The sequence below is a fragment of the Agromyces cucurbitae genome (assembly GCF_058349945.1).
Genome location: NZ_JBYRES010000002.1, coordinates 252,347 through 277,461, shown reverse-complemented (window position 1 = coordinate 277,461; position 25,115 = coordinate 252,347). Strand labels below are relative to the sequence as shown.

Sequence of the window (25,115 nt, the reverse complement as noted above, 5' to 3'; positions counted from 1 at the left end):
ATCAGGCGGTGGTCTCGACGGAGGATTCGGGCGCTGCGCCTGCACCCGCCGCCTTCGCCGCCTTCTTCGCCCGGCGCCGCTCGCGTCCGCCCTCGACGAGGTCGTAGAGCACGGGCAGCACGACGAGCGTCAGCAGCGTCGAAGACAGCAGGCCGCCGATCACGACGATGGCGAGGGGCTGCGAGATGAACCCGCCGTGGCCCGTGATGCCGAGCGCCATCGGCAGCAGCGCGAAGATCGTCGCGAGCGCCGTCATGAGGATCGGGCGCAGACGGCGGGATGCGCCGTGCATGAGCGCGTCGCGCACGTGCATGCCGCGGTCGCGGTACTGGTTGACGAGGTCGACGAGCACGATCGCATTCGTCACGACGATGCCCACGAGCATGAGCACGCCGACGAGCGACGCGACGCCGAGCGGAACACCGGTGATGACCTGCAGCGCGATCGCGCCGGTCGCCGCGAACGGCACCGAGACGAGCAGCAGCAGCGGCTGCAGCAGCGAGCGGAACGTCGCGACCATCACGATGTAGACGATGAGGATCGCCGCGAGCAGCGCGAGTCCGAGCTGCGAGAACGACTCCTGCTGGTCGGCCGTCACGCCGCCGAGCGACGCGGTCGTGCCCTCGGGCAGGTCGACCGTGTTCACGGCCGTCTGCACCGCGCCCGAGGCGGTGCCCAGGTCGTCGCCCGCGGGCGTCGCCGACACGGTCGCGCTGCGCAGGCCCTGCACGGTCGTGACCGACGCGGGGCCGTCGACCTGCTCGACGGTCGCGAGCGTGTCGAGGCGCACGACGCCGGCCGGGGTCGGCACCTCGAGCGCCGAGAGCTCCTCGACCGTCACGGGCGGGTTCTCGCTCGCGAGATAGATCGTGAGCGTCTTCTCGTCGATCACGACCGATCCGGCGCTCTGCGGCTGCATGGCCGCCGAGACCAGGCCGCCGAGCGCGACCTCGGAGTAGCCCGCGGCCGCGGCATCGTCGCGGTTCACCTCGACCGCCACGTACGGACGCGACTCCGACAGGTTCGACGTGACCTGCGACACCGACTCGACGCCGTCGAGCTCGTCGAGCACCGCGTCGGTCGCGGTCTCGAGGTCTTCGGCGTTCGACGCCGTGATGTCGACCTCGATGTCGTTCGAGGCGCCGAAGCCGCTCGACGCGGCGAGCGAGACCTCGCCGACCTCGTCGGGGTCGAGCCCGTCGAGCTCGTCGCGCACGCCGGCCTGCAGGGCGTCCTGGTCGGCCGAATCGTCGGTCGTGACCGAGTAGGTGACGGTCGCGCCGCCTCCGCCGAAGGCCGCGGCGAGCGGGTTCGAACCGGTGCCGATCGAGGTCTGCACGGTCTCGACGCCCTCGGTCTCGCGCAGCACCTCCTCGACCGGCTTCGAGGCGGCGTCGAGCGCGTCGAGGCTCGTGCCGACCGGCAGCTCCTGCGACACGCGGAACGTGTTCTGCCCCGACGAGCCGAGGAAGTTCGTCTTCATGAGCGGCGTCATCGCGACGGTGCCCGCGAGCACGAGGATCGCCACGATGATCGTCACGACGCCGTGCTTGAGGGTCCACGAGATGATCGGCAGGTAGCCGCGCTGCAGGCGCGACGGGTGCTCGAGCTCGTCGATGACGGGATGCGCCACCGACGGGGATGCCTCGGGGCCGGCGACCGCGGTCGCCGTCGCGCCGGCCGGGCGCGACACGGGCAGCCCGGTCGCGCCGCTCTCGTCGCGCAACTCGGGGGCGAGCCAGACGTCGTCGACGAACGCGGCGGCGGCCTCCTCCGCCTCGAGCTCGGTCTCGTCGGCGGCCAGTTCGGCCGGGGTCTCGTCGGCCTTCGCGGGCTTGTGCAGCTTCGCGGGCTTCAGGAACCAGTATGCGAGCACCGGCACGATGGTGAGCGAGACGAGCAGCGACGCCAGGAGAGCGATGGTCACGGTCAGCGAGAACGGCCGGAACAGCTCGCCCGTCACACCCTCGACGAGCGCGATCGGCAGGAAGACGGCGACCGTCGTGATGGTCGACGCCGTGATCGCGCCGGCGACCTCGCGCACGGCGCGCACGATCGTCGAGGCCTTGTCGACGCCTTCCACGAGGTGCCGCTTGATGTTCTCGATGACGACGATCGAGTCGTCGACGACACGCCCGATCGCGATCGTCAGGGCGCCCAGGGTGAGGATGTTGAGCGTGTAGTCGGCGACCTGCAGTCCGATGAAGGTGATGAGCACCGAGGTCGGGATCGAGATCGCCGTGACGAGCGTCGCGCGCACCGACATCAGGAAGATCAGGATGATGATCACCGCGAACGCGAGGCCGAGCAGGCCCTCGGTCGCGAGCGACTCGATGGACTGCTCGATGTAGGGCGCCTGGTCGAAGACGACGGTGAAGGTCGCGCCCGGGTTCGTCGTGTCGAGCGACGCCTCGAGGTCGGGCAGCAGCGCCGTCACGGCGTTCGAGACCTCGACGGTGTTCGCGGCGGGCAGCTTCGTGACCGAGATGGTGAGGGCGGGCTCGCCGTTCACGCGCGAGATGCTCGTCACCGGGTTGTCGGTGAGCTCGACGGTCGCGACATCCTCGATCGTCACCGAGGCGGGCACGCGCACGACGACGGCGGCGTCGCCCGCGTCGCCGAGCGCCTGGTCGCCCTCGGTCGGGAGGCCGGTGCCGCCCTCGGTCGGGAACTCCGAGTCCTCGGGCACCTGCACCTCGGTCGCGCCGAGCACGGGCAGCGCCGCGATCTCGTCGACGCTGCCGATGCGCGTGCCGGTCTGCACGGCGAACGTCGAGTCGCCCTCGGTGATCGTGCCGGCCGGCACGAGCAGGCCGTTCTGCGCGAGCGCGTCGCGGATCGCCTGCTGCGAGATGCCGTAGGTCGCGAGCTTCGCGGGGTCGGGCGTGATCGTGACCCGCTGGCCGATCTCGCCGACGAGGGTCGCGTCGCGCACGCCGTCGACGTCGGTGATCTCGCCGAGCGTCGTGCGCTCGATCTCGTCGGAGAGCGCGCTCACGTCGTCGGCGCCGGTCACGGCGATCTGCAGCACCGGGAAGTCGTCGAGCGAGAGGGCGATGACCTGCGGGTCGACATCGTCGGGCAGCTGGTTCTGGATGCGGTTGACCGCCGACAGCAGCTTCTGCTCGGCGAACGCGAGGTCGGTGCCGTAGGTGAAGCTCGCGGTGACGCGGCTGAGCCCGGTCGAGCTCGTCGTCGAGGTCGACTCGAGGCCGGTGATGCCCTGGATCGCGGTCTCGATCGGCGTCGAGACGTCGTTGTTGACGACGTCGGGCGAAGCGCCCGGATAGCTGGTGACGATCGACAACTGCGGAAACTCGATCGAGGGCGCGAGCTCCTGCTCGAGGCTCGTGAGCGAGATGCCGCCGAAGATCGCGACCACGATCGTGACGAGCGCGATGAGGGCGCGGTTCTTCATGCTGAGCGCGGCGAGCAGGTGCATTGCTCGATTCTCGCAGCAGGGTGACCGGCCGATGTCACCGGGTGTCGAATTCGAGGTGACGAATGTCCATTTGTCCCCTGAACGGGGGTGGTCGGGGTCATGGCTCCCTCGGTAAGGTGGCGCTCGACGTGAGGTGGTGGGCCATGGCCACAGCGGTTGCCGAGCGGCAGGTGCCGTGGCTCCGCGCTGCGCTTTTTCGTTATGGCCTCCTGGCTGCCGCATTCACCGCGATCTGGCTCGCTTTCTCGCTCTTCTCGAGCGCATCGAGCGCCTCCGCCGAAGAGACCGAGCCGAGCGGACTGCTCGGCGGCGTGACCTCGCTCGTCGGTGGCGTGACCGGTGCGACGGGCGCGGTCGGCGACACGCTCGGCGACGTCGTCGACACGGTGACCGAGCCGGTGAACCAGCTCGTCGAACCCGTCGTCGAGGTTGCGCCCGAGCCCGTCGGAGACGTGGTCGAAGCGGTCGTGCCGACGGTCGTCGACACCGTGACGGACACGACGAATGACGTGGTCAGCGCCGGAAACGGCACCGTCGGCACCGTCGTCAACGACGTGACCGGCACGGTCTCCGGCATCGCCGGCGGCGACACGGTCGGAGCGATCACGACCCCCGTGACCGGAGCGGTCGACGGCATCGTCGGATCGCTGCCGATCGTGGGCGGCGTGCTCGGTGACGACACCGTCGGCGGCATCGTCGACCCGGTGGTCGGCGCCGTCGACGACACGCTCGGCACGGTCGTCGGCACGCCCGGCGATCTGCCGACCGACGGCAGCGGGGTGCTTCCCGGTATCCCCTCGATCCCCGTGCTTCCGGGCGACGGCGGTTCGGTCGACCCCGGCACTCCGGGCGTCGACCCCGGGGTTCCCGGCGGTGAGCAGCCCGGTCTTCCCGTCGTCCCCGTGGCGCCGGTCGCGCCCGGGGTCCCCGCACCGGCAATCGCGCCGGGTGCCGACGTCGCCTCCGGCCCGGGCGGTTCCGCCTGGCACGGCGAGGCGATCGGCATCGGCGCAGGGGCCGTGCTCCCCGCAGACGGCGGAGCCCCGCCCGGCGGCCACGCGCCCGCGGTCGCCCCGCCCGCCGGTGGTTCCGGTGGCGCCGGCTCCGGTTCGGGTGCGTCCGGAAGTGGCACGGGCGGCGCCGCGAACGCCGCCGACACGGCCTTCGCGGCCCTCGAACTCGACGCGCTCGCGTCGCTCGCACTCAACTCGGTCGACGACGAGCTGCCGTCGTCGCCGGTGTACGACACCGACTCCACCCCTGACTGACCGGGGATCGGTCCGCTCGCACGCGCCTGCGTGCCTCCGCGGACACGGTCATCGCTCCCTGCCCGGGAGCGAACACACCCATCAGTCAGGAGGACTGGATCATGAAGAGAATTGCGCTGAGGGCGCTGTATGCGACCCTCTTCGCCGGGGGGCTCACGCTCCTCGGGGCCGGCGTCGCCCATGCGGAGACGAGCGGCGACGACGGGATCGCCTCGGGAACCCAGGCCGGGATCTCGATCGACCTGCCCGTCACGATCAGCGGCAACGGGATCTCGCTCATCGGCGACTCCTCGTCGTCGGATGCCACCACCGAGGTCGCGACGGCCGACGCCGAGCCCGTCGCCGTCACGTCGGGTGACGACGGCATCGGCTCGGGCAGCCAGGCACTCATCGACGTCGACATCCCGGTGACCGTGGGCGGCAACGCCATCTCGGTCATCGGCGACTCGTCGTCGGAGGACGCGACCACCGAGGTCGCGACCGATGCGGGCTCGGGCGACGCGGGGGCGGCGGAGACCAGCGGGGACGACTCGCTGCTGGGCGGCACCCAGGGTCTCGTCGACGTCGACATCCCCGTGACCGTGGGCGGCAACGCCATCTCGGTCATCGGCGACTCGTCGTCGGAGGACGCGACCACCGAGGTCGCGACCGAGGTCGCGGGCTCCGGTGCCGGCTCGGGCGAGGCGGTGACGTCGGGCGACGACAGCCTGCTCGGCGGCACCCAGATCCTCGGCGACATCGACGTGCCCATCACGATCGGCGGCAACGCCGTCTCGGTCATCGGCGACTCGTCGTCGACCGACGCGACCACCGCGGTCGTGACGGGGGGCGCGGGCGCCGGCGATGCCGACGCGTCGACGTCGGGCGACGACTCGATCCTCGGCGGCACGCAGCTGCTGCCCGAGCTCGGTCTGCCCATCACGATCGGCGGCAACGCGATCTCGGTGATCGGCGACTCGTCGTCGACCGACGCCGTGACCGAGGTCGCCTCGGGCGGGGTCGGCGCCGACGGCGGCCAGGCGAGCACGTCGGGCGACGACTCGATCCTCGGCGGCACGCAGGTGGTCGGCGGGCTCGACCTGCCCATCACGATCGGCGGCAACGCGATCTCGGGCATCGGCGACTCGACGAGCGACGACGCGACCACCGCGGTCGTGTCGGGCGGATCGGGCGCGGGCGACGCGTCGACGTCGGGCGACGACTCGATCCTCGGCGGCACGCAGCTGCTGCCCGAGCTCGGTCTGCCCATCACGATCGGCGGCAACGCGATCTCGGGCATCGGCGACTCGACGTCGACCGACGCCGAGACGATCGTGCTGCCGGGAACCGGGGGCGGTTCGGCCACGACGGGCGGTGACGGCAGCCTGCTCGGGGGAACACAGCTGCTGCCCGGCCTGTCGCTTCCCATCACGATCGGCGGCAACGCGATCTCGGTGATCGGTGACAGCGAGACCGACGGTTCGACGACCATCGTCGACCCGACGGATCCCACGGACCCGACGGACCCGACCGACCCGACGGACCCGACCGATCCGACGGACCCGACGGACCCGACGGACCCGACCGACCCGACGGACCCGACGGACCCGACGGACCCGACGGACCCGACCGACCCGACGAACCCCACCGACCCCGGTGACGGCTCGAACGGCGGCGGTTCCGACGACGGTTCGAACGGCTCGTCCGTCGCACAGGGCGGTGACGCCGTGATCGCCGCGGAGGGCTCGGACGGGCAGCTCGCCTCGACGGGTGCCGACGTGTCGGGCCTCGGCCTCGCCGCGCTCGCGCTCGTGGCCGGCCTCGTGCTCGTCGCGTTCCGCCGGTTCACGCTGCGGGGCTCCACGACGGCGCGGGTGGCACTGCGCCGCTGACGGGTCATCCCGGCGCCGCCCTGCCGGCGCCGGGGCCGACCGGCCCAGCGGGTCGTGCCGGTCGTTCGACTCCGTGCCGCAGACCCGTGCGGCACGGCCCGGTCGCGCTCGTCCATGGCGCGGCAGGGGCGGGGCGGCGTGTGTTCGCTGCGCACGCCGCCCCGCACCCCTCATGGATGCACGAAGGGAAATCATCGGGGGAAATCGATGAGACGACGGCGGCCCGAGCCGTGAGGCCCGGGCCGCCGTCGGCCGTGCGTCGAACGACGTCAGAACACGTCGGCCGCCGCGCCCAGCCGGAGGAACACGGTCTCGCCCGTGGCATCCTTCAGGCCGTCGTTGTCGGTGACGGCGTAGATCTCGCCGTCCGCGCCGATCGTGAGGCCCTCGAGCTTCTCCTGGGTCCAGCCGTTGCCGGCACGCAGCGCAGGCAGCACGTCGACGGCGAGCGACTTCTCGAGCACCGGCAGCGCGCCCGGCGCGCCGATGCCGGTGACGCCGGTGACACCGCCGACCTCGACGGTGGAGACGCGCTTGACCGCCGCGGCCGGGCCGTTGAGCTTGTCGCGCTCGATGACGGCGAGCGTGTCGCCGTCGACGGCCGTGATCTCCGACAGGCCGAGCCAGTCGCCGGCGGCCGAGGTCTGCTCGAGGCGGTAGCCGAACCACGTCCACGACTTCGTTGCCGTGTCGTACCGGCCGATGCGCGTCACGCCGTCGCCGTCGATCGGTCCGGTCGCCGCGGCGGGGTCGGTCCACAGCGGGCGCTGCAACGCCGCCCAGACGATCTCGGCGCCGGCGGCGTCGGTGGTCGCGGTGACGCCCTCGAAGCCCCACTTGCCGACGTGCGCGGCGATGTCGGCGGGCAGCGCGACCGTCTCGACGATCGCACCCGACGCGTCGGTGCGCACGAGCGAGTTCGCGGCACCCGTCGCGCCCTCGTTCGCGAGCCAGAACCCGCCCTGCGGGCGGGCGAACACACCTTCGACGTCGAGCGCCTGCGGGGCGCCCCCCTTCGTCACGACGAGCCGGTCGGTGATGCGCGCGGGTTCGGCCGTGACATCCACGGTGAAGATCGTCGACGGGTTGAGCGCGTTGTCGCTCGCCGCGTAGATCGCCGAGGCGTCACCCGGCTTCGCCGACAGCGCGCCGAGGGCGAGCCAGCCGATCGCGCGCCCGTTCGCGTCGTCGCCGCTCACGATCGACGGCTGCGCGGCCGCCTCGTCGCCGAAGCGGTACACGTTGACGCTTGCGCGCACCGAGACCGAGGCGTCGTCGGTCTCGCTCGAGACGACGAGCAGGTCGCGCGACGGCACCGGCAGAATGCCCTCCGGGCCGTTCGTCGAGAAGAGCATCTGCACGAAGCGCGGGGCGGCCGGGTCGCCGAGGTCGTAGACGGCGACGAAGTTCGACCGCTCGCTCGCGACGAACGCGTACCGCGTGCCGCCGATCGTCGCGATCGCGAGCCCCTCGGGCTCGGGCCCCTTCTTGCCCGCGCGGTCGTCGTTGTAGAGGCCGCGCGAGATCGCGAGCTGCTCGAACGAGTCGCCCGCGTCCCACACGACGTCGCCCGTGCGCGCGTCGAACACCGACCACCCGCGGGTGCCGCCGCGCAGGTCGCCCTCGTTCGCGGTCGCGACGTGACGGTCGTCGACCCAGGCGATCGAGTCGGGCTCGCGCGGCACGTCGGTGATCGAGCCGGTCGCGTCGATCTTCTTGTCCTTCTTGACGTCGAAGCCCGAGGCGGTCACCGTGCCGGCCGAGAACGCGCCGGTGACCCGACGCTTGTTCACGTCGATGAGCGCGACCGCGTTGTTCTCCTGCAGGGTGACGGCGAGCTCGCCCGACGGCGAGAACGCGACGTACTCGGGCTCGGGGTCGGTCGGCGCGTAGACGGCCGCCGCAGTGAACGCGGCGGTCGCCCACTTGTCGTCGAAGCGCACGGGCTGCGCCTTCCAGCTCGAGGGCTTGGCGGGCGTGAGCTTCACCGTCTGCACGAAGCCGCCGGGCGCCTGCGGCAGCCCGCCCTCGACGCCGTCGACCTCGAGCTCCTCGTCGCGCTGGTTCTCGATCGCGATCGCGGCGGTCTTGCGGTCGGGCGAGACCGCGATCGAGTCGGGCTGGCCGCCCAGGTCGATCGAGGCGAGCCGCTCGCGGCTGCTCAGGTCGAGCACGTCGAGCCGGCCGCGCGGGTTCGCGAAGTCGCCTCCGGTCTCGTCGATCACGACGAGCACGCGGTCGCCGACGATCGCGACCGAGGTGGGCTGGTCGTCGGCGTGGCCGAGCTCCGCGAGCTCGACGGTGCCGGTGCCGACGGGCCGCTCGGGGTCGGTGATGTCGAGGAACCCGATGCGCTTGCCGAGCGCGTCGGTGGAGACGACCGTACGGCCGTCCTCGGAGACCGCCGAGATCTCGGCGACGGTCGCCGCGGCGGGGTCGACGCCGGCCGGGGCGTTCTGGAAGACCGGGTAGGTCGCGGTGCGCGAGAAGGCCGGCCCCGTAGTCTCGGTGCGGTCGGCGGAGGTCGCGAACGGCGCCGCGACGGCGGGCGCGGCGAGCGCGCAGCCGGCGATGACGGATGCCACGGCGAACGCGGCGAGGGAGAGCGGGCGGCGGGCGGGCATGGGGGCTCCTGGGGTCGACGATCGAGGTCGGGCCCAGACTCCCGCCGACGGCTGTCGCCGTGGTGCCGCACCGGTGACGCGTTCGTGTCCGGCCGGTGAACCCCCGGTGCCCCGTGCGTCATTCAGGAGCGGAGCGGCGTGTCGGCCCGGCGCATGCGGCAGGACCGGGTGCGACACATCTCCGCACCTGAGTAGCGCACGACGAGCGGTCAGACGACCGCGGGCAGCAACCCGGCGTCGGCGGGCGCGAGGCCGGGCATCGACTCCCAGGCGCGGCGCAGTGCATGCACGGCGGCCTCGGTCTCGGCGACCGGCTGGCAGATCGGCAGGCGCAGGAACCGCTCGAACGCCCCGTCGATGCCGAACCGCGGACCGGCCGCGATGAGCAGCCCCTGCGCCCGGGCAGCGAGTGCGAGCTGCGAGCTGATCGGCGCGCCGAGTCCGATCCAGATCGCGATGCCGCCGTCGACGTGGGGTACGTACCAGTCGGGGAACAGCTCGCCGACGAGCGACTCGACCCGGTCTCGGCCGGCGCGCAGCTCGGCGCGGCGGAGTTCGAGGATCTCGTCCATGCCGCCGATGAGCCGGGTCGCCATGATCTGCTCGAGGATGGGCGTGCCGAGGTCGCCCGGCAGGCGTGCCGCGAGCACCCGGCGGATGAGCGCGGGCTCGGCGCGGATCCAGCCGATGCGCACCCCGCCCCACACGGTCTTGCCGAGCGAGCCGATGAGCACGGCCGTGCCCGCTGGCCCGTACGCGGCGAGCGGCAGGGGCGAGTGGTCGCGGTCGATGTCGAGCTCGGCCGTGGTCTCGTCGGCGATCACGACCGTGCCCTGCCGCGCGGCGACGTCGAGCAGGCGAGTGCGCGCCTCTGCGTCGAGGCTGCGGCCGGTCGGGTTCTGGAAGTCGGGCATGAGGTAGGCCGTCGACGGATTCGTGCGGGCGAGTGCGCGCTCGAGCGCCTCGACGTCGCCGCCGCCGCCGGCCGAACCGAACGACGCGCCGCCGCCGTCGACTCGCGGGTCGTGCGGCGCGACCGGCACGGGCACGAGCCTCGCCCCGGCGAGCTGCAGCGCCTCGTAGGCGTGCGGATACGTCGGCGCCTCGATCACCGACCGGTCGCCCCGGCCGACGAGCACGCGCGACAGCAGGGCGATCGCGTGCTGCGCGCCGATCGTCACCATGATCTGGTCGGGCGAGGTCGGCAGTCCGCGCGCGCCGTAGCGGTCGGCGATGGCCTGGCGCAGCGCCGGCATGCCGATCGGATCGAACCCCGAGTCGCCGAGGTGGGCGGGCAGCTCGTCGACGGCCTCGCGGGCGACGTCGGCGAGCCACGGCAGCGCCGGCGGCGCGGCCTTCGACAGGTCGAGGTGGGTGGGTGCGGGCGGCACGGGCAGCACCGCCGGCGCTCCGGGAATGCGGGCCACGCTCCCCGATCCGCGGATGCTGCGCACGAAGCCCTGCTCGCGCAGGTGCCGGTACGCGGCGGTCACCGTCGTGCGACTCACGCCGAGTCGCTCGGCGAGCTCGCGCTCGGCGGGCAGCCGCGTGTCGACGCTCACCCGGCCGTCGAGCACGAGCAGTCGCACGCGCTCGGCGAGGGCGAGGTAGGCGGCCCCGCGGCTGCCGGCCCGCCACTCCCCGAGCAGGTTCTGCAGGGCACGGGCACTCAGCGTGGCATCCGACATGAATGCCACTTTACGAGGATTGGCTATTTGAACCAAGGCCAATCGTGCAATTGGATGGATCACATGGCTCGCCGCATCCCGCAACTCCTCATCGGCCTCGTGCTCTACGGCATCGCCGACGCGATGCTGATCCGCGCAGCGCTGGGCGTCGACCCGTGGACCGTGTTCGCGCAGGGGCTGTCGAACCTCACCGGCATCGGCATCGGCTGGCTCACGAACATCATCGGCGCGCTCGTGCTCCTGCTCTGGATTCCGCTCCGGCAGAAGCCCGGCGCCGGCACCGTGCTCAACATCCTCCTCATCGGGCCGAGCATCGAGCTCGGGCTGTGGCTCATCCAGACCCCGCCAGAGCTGTGGCAGCAGATCCTGCTGTTCGCGGGCGGCCTGCTGCTGCTCGCGGTCGCGAGCGGCCTCTACATCGGCAGCCGGTTCGGCCCGGGGCCGCGCGACGGCCTCATGACCGGCCTCCACGCTCGCACGGGCTGGCCGATCTGGGTCGGCCGCACCATCGTCGAGGTGTCGGTGCTCGCGGTCGGCTGGGTGCTCGGCGGTGACGTGGGCTTCGGCACCGTCGCGTTCGCCCTGCTGATCGGGCCGCTCTGCGGGTTCACGCTGCCGTTCTTCCGGGTGCCCGAGCGGGCGCGCCCGCCCCGCGCCGATGCCGTCGGCACGGGCACCGCCGCGACGCCCGTTCCGGCCGCGGCGGAATAGACGGCTGCGGCCTCCGAGGCCGGGACACCTCGGAGGCCGCAGCGAATCCGCTAGAGCTCGCGCTCGGCGTAGGCGCGAAGCGCGTCGCGCACGAACTCCGCTCCGGCCTGGCCGCCGTAGTTCGCGCCGAAGCGCGGGTCGGCCACGTACATCTCGCCGAGCCCGATGACGTACGCCTTGACGTCGCCGCCCGGCGCCGCCGCGGGCGTGCCCGGAACGGCGGTCAGCCACTCGACGTGGCGCTTCGCGAGCGCCTGCCCCTCGGGGCCGTCGGGCGCGACGCCCGACTCGGCCGCCGCGATCCAGTCGCGGCTGAGCTCGGCGACGCGGGCCTTCCACTCGCGCTGCCCGGCCTCGCCGAGGCCGCGCCACCAGCGGTCGCCGTCGGCGTAGGCCTGCGTGCCCCAGCGCTCCTCGACCTCGTCCTTGTACTGCGTGTGGTCGAAGCCGTCGAACATCTCGTCTGCCATGAGTCGTTCACCTCCTTCCAATGCCTCGATGGTCTTCTCGACCGACGCGATCTGCCGCGCGAGCCGGCCCTGCTCCTGCCGCAGCCACGCGAGGTGGGCTCCGAGGGCATGCGCCTCGTCGGCATCGCCCTCGAGCACCTCGGCGATCGCGGGCAGGCCGAGCCCGAGCTCGCGCAGCAGCAGGATGCGCTGCAGCCGCACGAGCGCGCGCTCGTCGTAGTGCCGGTAGCCGTTGCCGGCCACCCGGCTCGGCGCGAGCAGCCCGATGTCGTCGTAGTGACGCAGCGTGCGGCTCGTCGTGCCGGCGAGCTTGGCGATCTCCTGGATCGACCAGTCCATGTCGCATCCTCCTTCCGCGTTCCGGCCTGTTCGTCGTGCACCGTGTCCGGTACGTGTCCACGGTAGAACTTGACGTTACGTCAAGGTCAAGCCCGGAGCATTGCATTTCTCGGAAACGCGATATATCGTGTTGCTCGTAAGTCGCGATATATCGCGATACCCATGATTTTCAGAGCCGGATGCCGCGCGGCATCCCGCCCGCACCAGAAGGAGCACGACATGACCATCGAGAAGTGGGTCATCACCCCGGGCGAGTCCCGGGTCATCGATCTCGAACTCGTCCGCAAGCTCAAGGTCAGCCTCATCGGCGGCAAGGTCGACCTCATCGCGCACGACGAGCCCGGCGCCCGCGTCGAGGTCTCGAGCGTGACCGGCAAGGACCTGCTCGTGACGATCGACGGCGACGCCCTCGAGGTCGACCACCCGCAGCTGCGCTGGGACAACTTCATCGACGCGTTCAAGGGCTGGGCCAACAACGCCAAGGCGGAGGTGTCGATCCTCGCGCCGCGCGACGTCGTGCTGAAGCTCGGCGTCGTCTCGGGCGACGCGCTCGTCGCGGGCTTCGACGGCGACGCCAAGCTCAGCACCGTGTCGGGCGAGCTCGTCGTCGACGACCACGACGGCGACCTCGAGCTCTCGAGCGTGTCGGGCGAGCTCTCGGTCGGCAACCACACCGGGCGCGTCACCGCCCACTCGGTGTCGGGCGACGTCATCGCGACGGGCACGATCACCGTCTTCAACGCCGACACCGTGTCGGGTGACATGATCGTCGACGCGTTCGGCACCCCGAGCCGCATCGACACGAACACCGTCTCGGGCGACCTCACCGTGCGCTTCGACGCGGGCGCCGGCGCCCGCTACCGCGTCAACACGGTCGGCGGCACCGTGCTCATCGACGACGTGACCATGAAGGGCGTGCTCGGCAAGGGCTTCGAGCGCGTGACGGGCGAGCTCGCCGGGCGCTGGCTCGACTTCGGCGCGAACAGCGTCTCGGGCTCGATCTCGGTCATGCGGCGCGAGCCCTCGAGCGGGAACGCCTCCGGCACGGCCGGCGATTCCGCGGCCGGCGCCGGTTCCGACGGGGATGCCTCGGCCGAGGCATCCCGCGACGAGGTCGGAGGCGCGGCGTGACTCCTCCGGTCTTCGCGCACGGCAGCCTGCGCCTCTACCTGCTGGCGCTCCTCGACGAACGGCCCCGGCACGGGTACGAGCTCATCCAGGCGCTCTCCGACCGCTTCGGCGGCACGTACTCGCCGAGCGCCGGCACGATCTACCCGCGCCTCGCGAAGCTCGAGGAGGAGGGGCTCGTCACCAAGACGAGCGACGGCCGCAAGTCGGTCTACGAGATCACCGACGCCGGGCGCACCGAGCTCGAGGCGCGTCGCCCCGAGCTCGACGCGATCGAGGACGAGGTGACCGATTCGATCCGCCGTCTCGCCGACGGGGTGCGCGCCGAGGTCAACGACGCGATGCGCTCGCTGCGCGCCGAGCTCGCGAGCGCCGCGCGCGACGCCAAGCGCTCGGCGAAGGACGCCGCGAAGGCGAGCACCGAGAGCGCACGGGCGGCGACGGTCGACGCCCAGGTCGAGTCGCGGCGAGCCCTGCACGAGGCCGAGCTGGCGATCAACGAGTTCCGCCGCCAGGTGCGCACCGACCTGCGCACCCGGGTGCAGGACGCGCACGTGCCGCCCGAGACCGTCACCCTGCTGAAGGCCCGCCTGGCGCAGGTGCGGGCCGACGTGCTCGCGACGCTCGAGCGCTGAGGGCGCCCGGCCACCGGCCACCGGCCACCCGCGCACCGGTTGCCGGTGTCGGCGGCCGGTGGTTCGATGAGGGCATGGACGGCGTCGAGGTGCACCCCTGGTCCGAAGGCGACCTCGAGCTGCTCAATCGCGCGAACACCCCCGAGCTCATGGACTGGGTCGGCGGCGTCGAGACCGACGAGCAGGTCGTCGCACGGCACGCCCGGTACCTCGCGCTCGCGCGCGACGGCAAGGGGCAGCAGTTCCGCATCACGATCCCGGGGCACCCCGAGGGCGTCGGCATGGTCGGTTACTGGCACCACGAGTGGCACGGCGAGCCGGCGCTCGAGAGCGGCTGGTCGGTCGAGTCCGAGTACCGCGGGCGCGGTATCGCCCCGGCCGCGGTCGTGGCGATGCTCGAGTTCGCGCGCGCCGCGGGCGAGACACTGCCCGTGCACGCCTACCCGAGCATCGACAACCCGGCGTCGAACGCGGTCTGCCGCAAGGCGGGCTTCACACTGCTCGGTGAAGAAGACTTCGAGACCGGCGGCGGTGTGCTGCGCACGAACGACTGGGTGGCCTACCTCTCGGCCGATGCGGCGTAGCCTGCAGTGGTGCGCGCGTCCCAGCTCATCACCGTCGGCGCCGTCGCGGTCGGCGGCCTCATCGGAACCGGCCTCCGGCTCGCCTTCGACCTCGCGTTCGCGGCGCAGCCCGACGAGTTCCCGGTCGAGACCCTCGTCATCAACCTCGTCGGCGCCTTCGCGCTCGGCTGGCTCGTCGGCGGGCTCTGGACGAGGCCGGCCGTGCCGACCTGGCTGAAGGCCGGTCTCGGCTCGGGCGTGCTCGGCTCGTTCACGACGCTCTCGGCGGTCATGGCGGCGGTCGTCGTGCTGACCGGCGAGGGCGAGCCCTGGATCGGCGTCGGCTACCTCGCGGCGTCGGTCGTCGGCGGGCTCGGTTTCGCCGCGCTCGGCCTCGAGCTCGGCTCGCACCTCGCGCACCGTCCGATGCCGCACGAGATCAGCGACGCCGGAGAGACCCTATGAGCGGCGCCCTCAGCCCGGTCGTCGTCGCGGCCGTGCTCGTCGCCGGCGCGATCGGCGCGGTGCTGCGGTACGCGCTCTCGCGCGCGTTGCCCGTGCGCCCGGGCCACCTCCCGGGCGGCATCCTCATCGTCAACGTCGTCGGCTCCGGCGTCGCCGGCGCGCTCATCGGCCTCGCCGAGCGCGCTGCCCTCGACGGCGACCTCCGGCTCATCCTCGTCACGGGGTTCTGCGGCGGCCTCACGACGTTCAGCACGTGGAGCGTCGAGACGATCGAGCTCCTCGGGGGCGGCCGGTGGCGAGCGGCGATCCTCAACGTCGTCGTGACGCTCGTGCTCGGCCTGGCCGCGGCGGCGGGCATGTACCTCGCCTTCCGGTGATCGACGGCGGATGCCGCGGCCGGGGTCGGCCGCGGCATCCGCGCATCGGTCACACGAGTGTGTCGCCCACGTACCCCCCGGGGCGGCAGCCCGGCGGCACGGCGAACACCGCCGACCCGATGGGCGTCGTCCACTCGTTGAGCAGGTCGAGCTCGTCGAGCCGTCGCTGGATCGGCACGAACTGCCGGTCGACATCGGCCTGGTACGACGCGAACAGCAGCCCCGCATCGGAGATCGAGCCGTCGGCCGGCGACTCGTCGTAGTTGTACCCGCGACGGAAGATCCGCTCCTCCGGCACGTCGCTGCGCGACCGCCGCAGGTGCGAGTAGTCGGCGATGACGGGGAAGCCCACCGGCGTGAGCGCCGCGAAGTCGGGCTCGTCGTGCTCGCGCGTGCCGGTGAGCGGCGCGCCGCTGCCCAGGCGCCGGCCGACCGCCGACTCCCGGCCCGGACGGTCGACGCGATCCCAGCCGTCGAGGTCCATCGCGATGCGGCGCAGCACGAACGAGGTGCCGCCGGCCAGCCACGCGGGATCGCCCGACGACCAGACGAGCTCGTCGAAGTCGTCGCTGCCGGGCACCGGGTTGACGGTGCCGTCGAGCTGCCCGAAGAGGTTGCGCATGGTCGATCCGGAGGCCTCGGCCCCTGCCGCGCGCCGGAATCCCTGCTGCGACCAGCGCACCGTGGCGAACGAGCGCGCGTCCTTCAGCAGCATGCGGGCGGCATGGGCGAGCGTGACGGAGTCGTCGGCGCCGACGTGCAGCAGCAGGTCGCCGCCGCTCCACTCCGGCCGGAGCCGGTCGATGCCGAACGGCGGCAGCGGCCGCAGCCACTCGGGCGCGGCACCGCCCGCCCGCGCGACGAGCCCGGGGCCGAAGCCGAACGTCACCGTCAGCCGCGCAGGTACGAGGGCGAGCTCGGGCTCGGTGTCGGCGAGCGGCGCGGTGCCCTGCGTGACGCGCGCGGCGTCGTCGCTCAGCACCCGCAGCAGGCGACGCAGGGCGGCGGCGTCGACCTCGGGGCGCAGGTCGAGGGCGATGAAGCGGGCGTGGGACTGCGGCACGGTCTCGATGCCGGCCTGGTGCGCGCCGTGGAAGGGCACGAGGGCGTCGCCGACCGCGGTCGCGCTCGACATCGCACCCGCTCGCGCCGTCGCCTCGTCACCGCCGGCGACCTCGCCTGCGATCGCCTGACCGCCGAGCACGGCCGCTGCCCCGGCTCCGGCCGCGGCGGCACCCCCGAAGAGGAGGTGCCGCCGCGAGAACCCGGAACCGCCGGGTTCGGCGCCCATCAGTCCGACCCGTCTCCGTCGTCGTACTGCTCGTTCGCGCCGGCGTAGTCCTTGACGGGCGCAGTGACCTCGAGCGTCGTGCCGTCGTCGAACTCGAGCGTCACGGTGACCTCGTCGCCGGCGAGCAGCGGCCCGTCGAGCCCCATCAGCATGACGTGGTTGCCGCCCGGCGCGAGCGCGAGCTCGCCGCCCGCGGCGATGGCGAAGCCGCCCTCCTTCTCGCGCATCTGCATGGCGCCGTCGGATTCGACGGTCTCGTGCAGCTCGGCGGTCTCGGCGGCGTCGGTCGCGGCGCCGACGAGCACGACGTCGCGCCCGCCGTCGTTGGCGACCTCGCCGAACAGGGCGGTCATGCCGTCGTCGGCGGCCTTGACCCAGGCCTCGTCGACCTCGACCGATGCGGCGGCCACGGCGGCCTGCGCCGGCTCGCCCGCCGAATCGGCGGCCGAGCCGCCGGAGGCGCACCCCGACAGCAGCAGCAGCGCGGCGAGCGCCGTTCCGAGGGCAGGGGTGATCGCGGTGGTACGCATGTCGATCGCTCCCGGCCGCTCAGGCGTCGGTGCCGTCGCCCGAACCCGAGCCGTTGCCGGCACCCGGCCCGGCGCTCTTGCGGCGCGCGTTCATGATGACGGCCACGATGAGCGCGATGATGCCGAGCCCGCCCACGACGAAGCCGGCGACGGCCCAGCCGTCGGGGCCGCTCGCGGCGGTCTCGTCGGCGTGGTCGCCGTCGTCGGCGTGGTCGCCCTCATCGGCGTGGTCGCCGTCGTCGGTCGCCGGCGCGTCGTGCGGCGCCTCCTCGGTCCAGGTGCCGGTCGCATCGGCGCCAACGCCGAAGTCGATCGTGCCCTCGATGGGGTGGCCGTCGCTCGACACGGCGCGCCAGCGGATCTGGTACTCGCCCTCGAGGTCGGCCGGCAGGGTCGCGGTGACCTTCGGACCGGCGATGACGGGCTCGCCGACCTCGACGTCCTCGCCGTGGTGGTCGACGACCTCGATCGCCGTGCCGACCTCGATGATGTCGTCCGAGAAGTCGAGCTCGATGCCTGCGGGCGCCGTCTCGAGCACCTGTCCGTTCTCGGGGCTCGACGCGACGAGCTCGTCGTGGGCGAAGGCGGCCGTGCCGCCCGCGAGGGTGAGCGCGCCGGCGAACGCGAGGGCGCTCGCGGCGACGACGGTCGCGCGCAGGCGGCTGCGCCGGGGCGACGCGGCAGCGGTCGAGGCAGTGGGTGAAGCGGTGTTCATTCGGGGAGTCCTTCTCCTCATGCTCCGGACGGCATGTACCGCGCCGATCGTGGGCGCGCGGCATCCGGAGTCTTCGATGGTTCCGCCCGCGGGCGGAGGATTCATGCGAAGGCGGAAAGGAGCGGCGGACCGCGATAGCGCAGCGCGGCGAAGCGGAGCCGCGAACGCAGCACTGGCGGCACGACGGCCGCGAGGTCGAGCCCGCGCGCGGCGACGAGCACGACCGGCTCGCCGGCGCGCCCGGTGAGCAGGAGCACGAGACGACGCGTGGTCGCCTCGAGCGCCGCCCAAGCCGTGCGTTCGATCGCCAGCAGGTAGACGATCGTCGCGACCGCGGCGAGCGCGTGGCCGGCGAGCATGCCGAGCTGCCCGCCGAACATGGCGCCGTGCCCGGCGTGCGCGAGCGTCGACGCGGCGCCCGTCGACTCGACGAAGGCCATCGTCGCGTGGTGCCCGGCGCCGTTCGCGACGAACTCGCCCGACGCGGGGCCGGCTCCGACGCCGAAGAGCAGGTGGAAGGCGCCCTGGCTCGCGATCACGGCGAGCGCGGTGCGCACGGGCGACGTGCGGCGTCCGACGAAGGCGACGGAGGCGCCGAGCGCGACGAACGCGGCGAGCGCGAGCCCCACCGTTCCGGGCGCCTCACCGCCGGCGACGCCGTGCGAGAACGCCGCGAGGAAGAGGGCCACCGAGGCCGTCGCGGCGCCGCGCGCGAGCTGCGTCGCACGATTCACGTCGGGGCTCCCCGGGCTCGATGGAAGAAAAGCGCCTCAACTGTAGCAAGTCCGGCTTGACTTGCGCTGGCGCAGGTGTAGTGTCGTCCGCCGTGACGAATGACGTGGGCGAACCGCCCGCCGAACTGAAGTCGCCGAAGCACTGGATCATCGGCGACCCCCTTCCCACGGAGAAGCTCGAGGGGCAGCTGCTCCCGAAGCGCATCGCGCTGCCCGTGTTCGCGAGCGACGCGCTGTCGTCGGTCGCGTACGCGCCGCAGGAGCTCCTCATGGTGCTGACCGTCGGCGGACTCGCCTTCCTCGCCTTCGCGCCGTGGGTCGCGGCGGTCGTCGTGCTGCTCATGGCGACGGTCGCACTGAGCTACCGGCAACTGATCCGCGCCTACCCCTCTGGCGGCGGCGACTACGAGGTCGCGCACAAGAACCTCGGCGAGAAGGCCGGGCTCGTGGTCGCCTCGGCGCTGCTCGTCGACTACGTCATGACCGTCGTCGTGTCGGTCGCCTCGGGCGTCGACAACATCATCTCGGCGATCCCGGCGCTGAACCCCTGGCGGGTCGAGCTCGCGGTCGTGTTCGTCATCATCCTCGCGGCGATCAACCTCCGCGGCGTGAGCGAGTCGGGCAAGGCCTTCGCCGTGCCGACCTACTTCTTCGCGGCGAGCGTGCTGCTGCTCGTCGGCACCGGCCTCGTGCAGATCGCGATGGGCAACCCGCCCGTCGCCGAGTCGTCGCAGTACGCGGTGCAGGCCGAAGACCTCACGCAGGCCGCCGTCATCCTGCTGCTGCTGCGCTCGTTCGCGAGCGGGTGTTCGGCCCTCACCGGTGTCGAGGCCGTCGCGAACGGCGTGCCCGCGTTCCGTGCCCCCAAGGTCCGCAACGCGCAGAAGACCCTCTCGCTCATGGTCGGCCTCGCGATCGTGATGTTCATCGGCCTCACGGCGCTCGCCCTCGTCTCGGGCGTGCACTACGCCGAGGACCCGTGCGACCTGATCGGCTGGAACGACTGCGAGACGGCGCCGCAGCCGAGCCTCATCGCGCAGATCGCCGCCGCCGTGTTCGGCAACGATTCGATCCTCTTCTTCGTCGTGCAGGCGGCCGCCGCCCTCGTCCTCCTGCTCGCGGCGAACACGGCGTTCAACGGGTTCCCGCTGCTCGGCTCGGTGCTCGCCCGCGACGGCTATGCGCCGAAGTCGCTCTCGACGCGCGGCGACCGCCTCATCTACTCGAACGGCGTCATCATCCTCGGCCTCGCCGCGATGGTCATCCTCATCGCGTTCCAGGCGAACCTGACGCTGCTCATCCAGCTCTACATCATCGGCGTGTTCGTGTCGTTCACCCTCGGCCAGTCGGGCATGGTGCGCCACTGGATCGGCCTGCTGCGCAGCGGCAAGGTCCGGACGGGCAAGGCCCGGACGAAGGCCGGCGCCGGGGCCGCCTCGGCAGCGGCATCCTCGACCAAGGCGCAGAAGCCCGGCCGACCCGGCCCCGCCGACGACGACCACCGCCCGATGTCCCGCGGCGCGATCATCCGCTCGCTCTGCATCAACACGTTCGGCGCGACCCTCACCGCGGTCGTGCTCGTCGTCGTCACGATCACGAAGTTCACGCACGGCGCGTGGATGGTGTTCCTGATGATGCCGATCCTGTTCATCCTCATGATGGGCGTCCACCGCTACTACCGCGACGTCGAGAAGGAGGTCGAGGTCGACCCGACCACGACCTTCGGCGCGTCGGGCGACCACGCGGTCGTGCTCGTCGGCCGCATGCAGAAGCCGACGCTCAAGGCGCTCGACTACGCGATCGCCGCGAAGCACGACTCCCTCGAGGCCGTGCACGTCTCGCTCGACGACGCGCAGACGAAGCAGCTCAAGAAGGACTGGGTGAAGATGAACATCCACGTCAAGCTGCGCATCCTGCAGTCGCCGTACCGCGACCTCAGCTACCCGCTCATCCAGTACATCAAGCAGCACCGCGAGGAGCACGGCTCCGAGGTCGTGACCGTGTACATGCCGCAGTACATCGTCGGCCACTGGTGGGAGAACATCCTGCACAACCACAAGGCCCGCCGCATCCGGCAGAAGCTCATGCTCGTGCACGGCGTGACGGTCGCGCTCGTGCCGTGGCTGCTCGACTCGTCCGACCTCATCTACGGCCGCCGTTCGCGACCGCTGCCGGGGCAGGACCGACGCGGCGAGCCGGTGCGCCCGCCGCGCCGCGCACTCGCCGAGAACGCTGCGCCCAAGGGTCGATAGGCTTCGGGGCATGGCCACCGGTCGCACCGACGTTCCGGTCGAGGTCTTCCTCGACTCGGTGACGTATCGCGTGCGCCGTCGCGACGCCGAGACGCTGCTCGCGCTCATGGAGCGCGTGACGGGCGAAGAGGCCTACATGTGGGGCCCGTCGATCGTCGGGTTCGGCGAGTACCACTACCGCTACGAGTCCGGACGCGAGGGCGTCACCCCGGCCGCCGCGTTCTCGCCCCGCAAGACGGCGTCGACGGTGTACCTGCTGCCGGGCTTCGCCGAGGGCTCCGAGCTGCTCGAGCGGCTCGGCCCGCACACCACCGGGGTCGGATGCCTCTACCTCAAGGATCTGGCCGAGGTCGACCTCGACGTGCTCGCCGAGCTGGTGCGCGAGTCGTACGAGTTCGCGAACCCGCCCGCCGGTTGAGCCGAACCGCCGCTACAGCATCGCCATGATCTGGCGGGCGATCATGCGCCCGGCGCGGTTGGCGCCGATCGTCGACGCCTGCGGGCCGTAGCCCGCGAGGAAGACGCGCGGGTCGCTCCACGCGGCGCCCTGCCCGACGGTGACGCCGCCGGTCTTCTCGCGCAGCTTGAGCGGTGCGAGGTGGCGCAGCTCGGGCCGGAATCCCGTCGCCCAGATGATCGCGTCGGCTCGCGCCGAGCCCTGCTGCTCGCCGTCCCAGACGACGCGGTCGCCCTCGATGCGGTCGAACATGGGGCGGGCGACGAGCAGGCCCCGCTCGATGCCCGCGGCGATGCGGCGGCTCTTCGGCACGCCCGTGCCGCTCACGATCGACGGCAGCGCCCGGCCCGAGCGCGCCGCCTCGTCCTGCATGGCGACGGCGGCCGATGCGCCCTCGAGGTCGAGCTCCTGCCGGTCGATCCAGTCGATCGGGCGACGCGACACCCAGGTCAGCCCGGCCGCGACGTCTTCGAGCTCGAGCATGAAGCCGATCGCGCTCGTGCCCCCGCCGACCACGACGACGTGCTGGTCGCGGAAGTCCTCGGCGTCGGTGAAGTCGGAGGTGTGCAGGTGCCGCCCCTCGAACTCGCCCATGCCGGGGTAGAACGGCACGAAGGGCGACCCCCACGTGCCGGTCGCGTTGACGAGGAACTGGGTGGCGATCGCGTGCTGCGGCACCTCGGGCGTGGACTTCGCCTCGAACGTCTTGCGCCGGCGTCCGAACAGCCCGCGCACCTTCAGCTCCTCGATCGGCTGGGGGCTCAGGTCTTCGTAGCGCACGAGCAGGTCGGCGCCGTCGTTCGTGACGGAGCGCACGTTCATCGGGCGCCGCACCTGCAGGTCGAAGTGCTGCTCGAACCGGCCGTAGTAGTCGGCGACGACGTCTCGTGCGGGGAGCGCGCGGTCGGCCGTCTCGAAGCTGAGGCCGAGGTCGGCCATGCCCGGCAGGTCGTTGACCTTGTGCGCGGTGCCGAGCCGCAGCGACGACCAGCGGTGCTGCCACGCGCCGCCGGGGCCGGGTGCACGGTCGAGCATGACGAAGTCCTGGCCGGCGACGAGCTCGAAACGTCGCAGGTAGTACGCGACCGAGAGCCCGGCTTGACCGGCCCCGATCACGACCACCTTCACGCGTTCGGGGCTCGTCGTCACCTGACAATCTCAGCACGTCTTGCTGAGTGCTCGCAGCACGTCGGCCGAGTGCGTCGGGCAGGCTGTGGAGACCGGCGATCGGGGCGTTCGGCGGTGCTAAACTGGCGGCTGGACGAATTTCTCAAGTGAGCGCCGGGTGAAGACCATCCCACCCGGCCAGATGTCGTAAGGGGGTCACGCATGGGGCGCGGCCGTCAGAAAGCCAAGCACACCAAGGTCGCACGGGAGCTGAAGTACTTCAGCCCCGACACCGACTACTCAGCGCTTGAGCGCGAGCTCACCGGCTCGCAGCATGACGATTACAGCGACGAGGCAGCGAAGTGGGCGGAGTACGCCGACGACGACGAGGCCTACGCCGACGACGAGCAGCGCGAACAGCGCGCCTGACCGTCGTTCCGTCGCACTCGTCGCCGACGCACCCGCGAGACTCCGTCACCCGCTGATCGGGCGTCGACGCGCGCCGTCGGGCCGGTTCAGGCCGAGCGCACCCACTCGGCGGTCGTCTCGACGAGGCGCTCGAGCTCGGCGAGCGAGTTCGACGGCGTGATCGCGCGCAGCACGAGCTCGTCGGGGGCGCCGTCGTAGGCCGCCAGTTCGGCGGCATCGCCGATCGTCGCGGCCATCGCGCCGAAGCCGAGCCGGGCGAAGTTCGCGGCGTACGCGGGGTAGCCCTCATACGCCGTCGCCTCGCGCTCGAGCGCGGGCCGGGCCGCCTGCTCGACCGTCGTGCGCGTGTACAGGATGCCGCGAACCTCGCGACCGCCGGCGGCGGCGTGCAGCTCGGCCGTCGTCGCGGCGACTGCGGCCGGGGTCAGCCAGTTGAAGAGGGCTCCGTCGCCGCGTTCGGCGGCGAGCCGCCGCATCTTCGGCCCGAGTGCGCCGACGACGAGCTCCGCCGTGGTCGCCTCGCGCAGGGTCGCGAGACCCTGCTCGACGAGGCCGAGCGACCTGGCGGCACGGCCCGACCCGACGCCGAGCGAGAGCCGATCGGCGGGGACGCCGTCGAGCACGAGCGAGTCGGCGGGGCGGCGGTCGAGCGGGATGACGCCCGTCGCGAGCCGGAGCCGCTCGGTGACGGCGGCCGCCGTGCGCAGGCCGTCGAGCGAGTCGCCGCCAGGCAGGTCGTTGATCCACAGTGCGTGGAAGCCGAGTCGCTCGATGCGCGGCGCGAGCGCGCGCACGGTCTCGAGCGGGGTGAGGCTCGTGATGCCGATCGAGACGGGCGTGCGCACGGCGTCGGCTCCGCTCAGCCGGCGTAGCCGCCCACGAGGCGCACCGCGCCGCCGTCGACGCCCTTCGCGCCCTGCTCCCACCCGGCGCCCTCGGGCACGCCGCCGACCGCGACCGTGCCGACCTGCCAGGCCGGCAGGCCGAGGCGCTCGAGCTCGGCGATGACGGATGCCGCGGCATCCGACGCGACGACGGCGAAGAAGCCGATGCCGAGGTTCCAGGTGCCCTCGGTCGATTCGAGGCTCGTGCCGGCGAGGTCGTTGAGCACCCGGAACACGGGCGCCGGCGACCAGGTCGACCGGTCGACCTCGGCGAACGAGCCGCGCGGCAGCACTCGGGCCAGGTTCGCGGCGATGCCGCCGCCGGTCACGTGCGAGAGCGAGTGCACGGCGTCGCCGTGCGGGCCGGCGAGCAGCTCGACGAGTTGGCCCGAGTAGAGGCGCGTCGGCTCGAGGAGCGCCTCGCCCCACGTCGTGCCGAGCTCGGCCGAGGCATCCGCGTAGCCGATGCCCTTGCCCGCGAGGATGTGGCGCACGAGCGAGAAGCCGTTGGAGTGCAGGCCGCTCGACGCGATCGCGATGACCGCGTCGCCCGACCGGACCCTGTCGGCGCCGAGCGCCCGGTCGGCCTCGACGACGCCGACCGCCGCGCCCGCGACGTCGTAGTCGTCGGCGCCCATGAGGCCCGGGTGCTCGGCGGTCTCGCCGCCGACGAGGGCGGTGCCGGTCTCGGCGCAGGCGCGGGCGATCCCGGTGACGATCGAGGCGATGCGCTCGGGCACGACCTTGCCGCAGGCGATGTAGTCGGTCATGAAGAGCGGCTTCGCGCCGACCACGACGATGTCGTCGACGACCATGCCCACCAGGTCTTGACCGATCGTGTCGTGCTTGTCGAGCGCCTGCGCGATCGCGATCTTCGTGCCGACGCCGTCGGTCGAGGTCGCGAGCAGCGGGCGGGCGTAGTCCTTCGCGAAGGAGAGGTCGTAGAGGCCGGCGAAGCCGCCGACGCCGCCGAGCACGTTGGGCCCGTGGGTCTTGGCGACCGCCTCCTTCATGAGTTCGACGGCGAGGTCGCCGGCTGCGGTGTCGACTCCGGCAGCGGCGTAGGACGAATTCGCGCTCACCCGTCAAGGGTACCGGGCCGCGTCGCTCCCGCCGGATTCGGAGATTCGCGCGG

Annotated in this window: 22 protein-coding genes; 11 read left to right on the top strand and 11 right to left on the bottom strand. The window is 72.4% G+C overall.

Translation table 11 applies throughout. The annotated features are described in order from the left end of the window. Position 1 precedes the first annotated feature (1 nt). Positions 2-3,442, bottom strand: a complete 3,441-nt coding sequence (locus AC3RJ6_RS08150) for an efflux RND transporter permease subunit (protein WP_491426487.1) — start codon at positions 3,440-3,442, stop codon at positions 2-4. 143 nt (positions 3,443-3,585) lie between these two features. Between AC3RJ6_RS08150 and AC3RJ6_RS08145 the strand changes: the two genes are divergently transcribed. Beyond that, complete coding sequence (locus AC3RJ6_RS08145) at positions 3,586-4,710, top strand: hypothetical protein (protein ID WP_491426486.1); 1,125 nt, start codon at positions 3,586-3,588, stop codon at positions 4,708-4,710. Between the two features lie 101 nt (positions 4,711-4,811). After that, entirely contained in the window at positions 4,812-6,581 is a 1,770-nt protein-coding gene (locus AC3RJ6_RS08140; RefSeq protein WP_491426485.1) for a beta strand repeat-containing protein, read from the top strand. Between the two features lie 269 nt (positions 6,582-6,850). Here AC3RJ6_RS08140 and AC3RJ6_RS08135 read toward each other — a convergent pair whose 3' ends face one another. Both AC3RJ6_RS08135 and yczR read right to left on the bottom strand, forming a co-directional pair. After that, a complete protein-coding gene (locus AC3RJ6_RS08135) occupies positions 6,851-9,205 on the bottom strand; it encodes an esterase-like activity of phytase family protein (RefSeq protein WP_491426484.1) in 2,355 nt (784 codons plus the stop codon). Between the two features lie 209 nt (positions 9,206-9,414). After that, positions 9,415-10,893 (bottom strand): MocR-like transcription factor YczR, encoded by a 1,479-nt coding sequence (yczR, locus tag AC3RJ6_RS08130; protein ID WP_491426483.1) that lies wholly within the window; start codon positions 10,891-10,893, stop codon positions 9,415-9,417. A 63-nt stretch (positions 10,894-10,956) separates the two neighbouring features. Between yczR and yczE the strand changes: the two genes are divergently transcribed. Further along, on the top strand, positions 10,957-11,604 hold the full coding sequence (yczE, locus tag AC3RJ6_RS08125; RefSeq protein ID WP_491426482.1) for a membrane protein YczE: 648 nt from the start codon (positions 10,957-10,959) through the stop codon (positions 11,602-11,604). Positions 11,605-11,654: 50 nt separating this feature from the next. Here the strand turns inward: yczE and AC3RJ6_RS08120 are convergent, their stop codons facing one another. Continuing rightward, the gene (locus tag AC3RJ6_RS08120; RefSeq protein WP_491426481.1) at positions 11,655-12,413 is read right to left on the bottom strand and encodes a MerR family transcriptional regulator; all 759 of its coding nucleotides are present in this window, start codon (positions 12,411-12,413) and stop codon (positions 11,655-11,657) included. Positions 12,414-12,632: 219 nt separating this feature from the next. On the opposite strand from AC3RJ6_RS08120, the gene AC3RJ6_RS08115 reads away from it, so the two are divergent. The 5 genes from AC3RJ6_RS08115 (at position 12,633) to crcB (ending at position 15,581) form a co-directional block, all read left to right on the top strand. Beyond that, a complete protein-coding gene (locus tag AC3RJ6_RS08115; protein ID WP_491426480.1) occupies positions 12,633-13,544 on the top strand; it encodes a DUF4097 family beta strand repeat-containing protein in 912 nt (303 codons plus the stop codon). Further along, a complete protein-coding gene (locus AC3RJ6_RS08110; RefSeq protein WP_491426479.1) occupies positions 13,541-14,176 on the top strand; it encodes a PadR family transcriptional regulator in 636 nt (211 codons plus the stop codon). Before AC3RJ6_RS08115 ends, AC3RJ6_RS08110 begins: the two co-directional genes overlap by 4 nt. Before the next feature lie 74 nt (positions 14,177-14,250). Continuing rightward, positions 14,251-14,760 (top strand): GNAT family N-acetyltransferase, encoded by a 510-nt coding sequence (locus AC3RJ6_RS08105; protein ID WP_491426478.1) that lies wholly within the window; start codon positions 14,251-14,253, stop codon positions 14,758-14,760. Positions 14,761-14,769: 9 nt separating this feature from the next. Continuing rightward, positions 14,770-15,204, top strand: a complete 435-nt coding sequence (locus tag AC3RJ6_RS08100; RefSeq protein WP_491426477.1) for a fluoride efflux transporter FluC — start codon at positions 14,770-14,772, stop codon at positions 15,202-15,204. Then, positions 15,201-15,581 carry a fluoride efflux transporter CrcB gene (crcB, locus tag AC3RJ6_RS08095; RefSeq protein ID WP_491426476.1) on the top strand — a complete coding sequence of 127 codons (381 nt, stop codon included), beginning with the start codon at positions 15,201-15,203 and terminating at the stop codon, positions 15,579-15,581. The genes AC3RJ6_RS08100 and crcB overlap by 4 nt, the downstream gene beginning before the upstream one ends. Before the next feature lie 49 nt (positions 15,582-15,630). On the opposite strand, the gene AC3RJ6_RS08090 is transcribed toward crcB, so the two are convergent. From AC3RJ6_RS08090 to AC3RJ6_RS08075, 4 genes are all read right to left on the bottom strand, one after another. Continuing rightward, positions 15,631-16,872 carry a Dyp-type peroxidase gene (locus AC3RJ6_RS08090; RefSeq protein ID WP_491426475.1) on the bottom strand — a complete coding sequence of 414 codons (1,242 nt, stop codon included), beginning with the start codon at positions 16,870-16,872 and terminating at the stop codon, positions 15,631-15,633. Then, a complete protein-coding gene (locus AC3RJ6_RS08085; protein ID WP_491426474.1) occupies positions 16,872-17,402 on the bottom strand; it encodes a copper chaperone PCu(A)C in 531 nt (176 codons plus the stop codon). The genes AC3RJ6_RS08090 and AC3RJ6_RS08085 overlap by 1 nt, the downstream gene beginning before the upstream one ends. Positions 17,403-17,421: 19 nt before the next feature. Continuing rightward, positions 17,422-18,117: a copper resistance CopC family protein gene (locus AC3RJ6_RS08080; RefSeq protein ID WP_491426473.1), complete on the bottom strand. Its 696-nt coding sequence runs from the start codon at positions 18,115-18,117 to the stop codon at positions 17,422-17,424. 101 nt (positions 18,118-18,218) lie between these two features. Further along, positions 18,219-18,851, bottom strand: a complete 633-nt coding sequence (locus tag AC3RJ6_RS08075) for a hypothetical protein (protein ID WP_491426472.1) — start codon at positions 18,849-18,851, stop codon at positions 18,219-18,221. A 146-nt stretch (positions 18,852-18,997) separates the two neighbouring features. Here AC3RJ6_RS08075 and AC3RJ6_RS08070 point away from each other — a divergent pair, with 146 nt between their 5' ends. After that, positions 18,998-21,103 carry an APC family permease gene (locus tag AC3RJ6_RS08070; protein WP_491427147.1) on the top strand — a complete coding sequence of 702 codons (2,106 nt, stop codon included), beginning with the start codon at positions 18,998-19,000 and terminating at the stop codon, positions 21,101-21,103. A 10-nt stretch (positions 21,104-21,113) separates the two neighbouring features. Next, the gene (locus AC3RJ6_RS08065) at positions 21,114-21,521 is read left to right on the top strand and encodes a DUF1801 domain-containing protein (RefSeq protein WP_491426471.1); all 408 of its coding nucleotides are present in this window, start codon (positions 21,114-21,116) and stop codon (positions 21,519-21,521) included. 12 nt (positions 21,522-21,533) lie between these two features. Here the strand turns inward: AC3RJ6_RS08065 and AC3RJ6_RS08060 are convergent, their stop codons facing one another. Beyond that, positions 21,534-22,709: an FAD-dependent oxidoreductase gene (locus AC3RJ6_RS08060; protein ID WP_491426470.1), complete on the bottom strand. Its 1,176-nt coding sequence runs from the start codon at positions 22,707-22,709 to the stop codon at positions 21,534-21,536. Between the two features lie 180 nt (positions 22,710-22,889). On the opposite strand from AC3RJ6_RS08060, the gene AC3RJ6_RS08055 reads away from it, so the two are divergent. Next, entirely contained in the window at positions 22,890-23,096 is a 207-nt protein-coding gene (locus AC3RJ6_RS08055; protein ID WP_491426469.1) for a DUF3073 domain-containing protein, read from the top strand. Positions 23,097-23,182: 86 nt separating this feature from the next. Here the strand turns inward: AC3RJ6_RS08055 and AC3RJ6_RS08050 are convergent, their stop codons facing one another. Next, entirely contained in the window at positions 23,183-23,941 is a 759-nt protein-coding gene (locus AC3RJ6_RS08050) for an LLM class flavin-dependent oxidoreductase (protein ID WP_491426468.1), read from the bottom strand. Between the two features lie 14 nt (positions 23,942-23,955). Next, on the bottom strand, positions 23,956-25,062 hold the full coding sequence (gene purM / locus AC3RJ6_RS08045; protein ID WP_491426467.1) for a phosphoribosylformylglycinamidine cyclo-ligase: 1,107 nt from the start codon (positions 25,060-25,062) through the stop codon (positions 23,956-23,958). Positions 25,063-25,115: the final 53 nt, after the last annotated feature.

Excerpts from the sequence above, each read along its gene's own strand:
- AC3RJ6_RS08150 (WP_491426487.1), bottom strand. The coding sequence starts at position 3,442 with ATGCACCTGCTCGCCGCGCTCAGCATGAAGAACCGCGCCCTCATCGCG.
- AC3RJ6_RS08145 (WP_491426486.1), top strand. The coding sequence starts at position 3,586 with ATGGCCACAGCGGTTGCCGAGCGGCAGGTGCCGTGGCTCCGCGCTGCG.
- AC3RJ6_RS08140 (WP_491426485.1), top strand. The coding sequence starts at position 4,812 with ATGAAGAGAATTGCGCTGAGGGCGCTGTATGCGACCCTCTTCGCCGGG.
- AC3RJ6_RS08135 (WP_491426484.1), bottom strand. The coding sequence starts at position 9,205 with ATGCCCGCCCGCCGCCCGCTCTCCCTCGCCGCGTTCGCCGTGGCATCC.
- yczR (WP_491426483.1), bottom strand. The coding sequence starts at position 10,893 with ATGTCGGATGCCACGCTGAGTGCCCGTGCCCTGCAGAACCTGCTCGGG.
- yczE (WP_491426482.1), top strand. The coding sequence starts at position 10,957 with ATGGCTCGCCGCATCCCGCAACTCCTCATCGGCCTCGTGCTCTACGGC.
- AC3RJ6_RS08120 (WP_491426481.1), bottom strand. The coding sequence starts at position 12,413 with ATGGACTGGTCGATCCAGGAGATCGCCAAGCTCGCCGGCACGACGAGC.
- AC3RJ6_RS08115 (WP_491426480.1), top strand. The coding sequence starts at position 12,633 with ATGACCATCGAGAAGTGGGTCATCACCCCGGGCGAGTCCCGGGTCATC.
- AC3RJ6_RS08105 (WP_491426478.1), top strand. The coding sequence starts at position 14,251 with ATGGACGGCGTCGAGGTGCACCCCTGGTCCGAAGGCGACCTCGAGCTG.
- crcB (WP_491426476.1), top strand. The coding sequence starts at position 15,201 with ATGAGCGGCGCCCTCAGCCCGGTCGTCGTCGCGGCCGTGCTCGTCGCC.
- AC3RJ6_RS08090 (WP_491426475.1), bottom strand. The coding sequence starts at position 16,872 with ATGGGCGCCGAACCCGGCGGTTCCGGGTTCTCGCGGCGGCACCTCCTC.
- AC3RJ6_RS08085 (WP_491426474.1), bottom strand. The coding sequence starts at position 17,402 with ATGCGTACCACCGCGATCACCCCTGCCCTCGGAACGGCGCTCGCCGCG.
- AC3RJ6_RS08080 (WP_491426473.1), bottom strand. The coding sequence starts at position 18,117 with ATGAACACCGCTTCACCCACTGCCTCGACCGCTGCCGCGTCGCCCCGG.
- AC3RJ6_RS08065 (WP_491426471.1), top strand. The coding sequence starts at position 21,114 with ATGGCCACCGGTCGCACCGACGTTCCGGTCGAGGTCTTCCTCGACTCG.
- AC3RJ6_RS08055 (WP_491426469.1), top strand. The coding sequence starts at position 22,890 with ATGGGGCGCGGCCGTCAGAAAGCCAAGCACACCAAGGTCGCACGGGAG.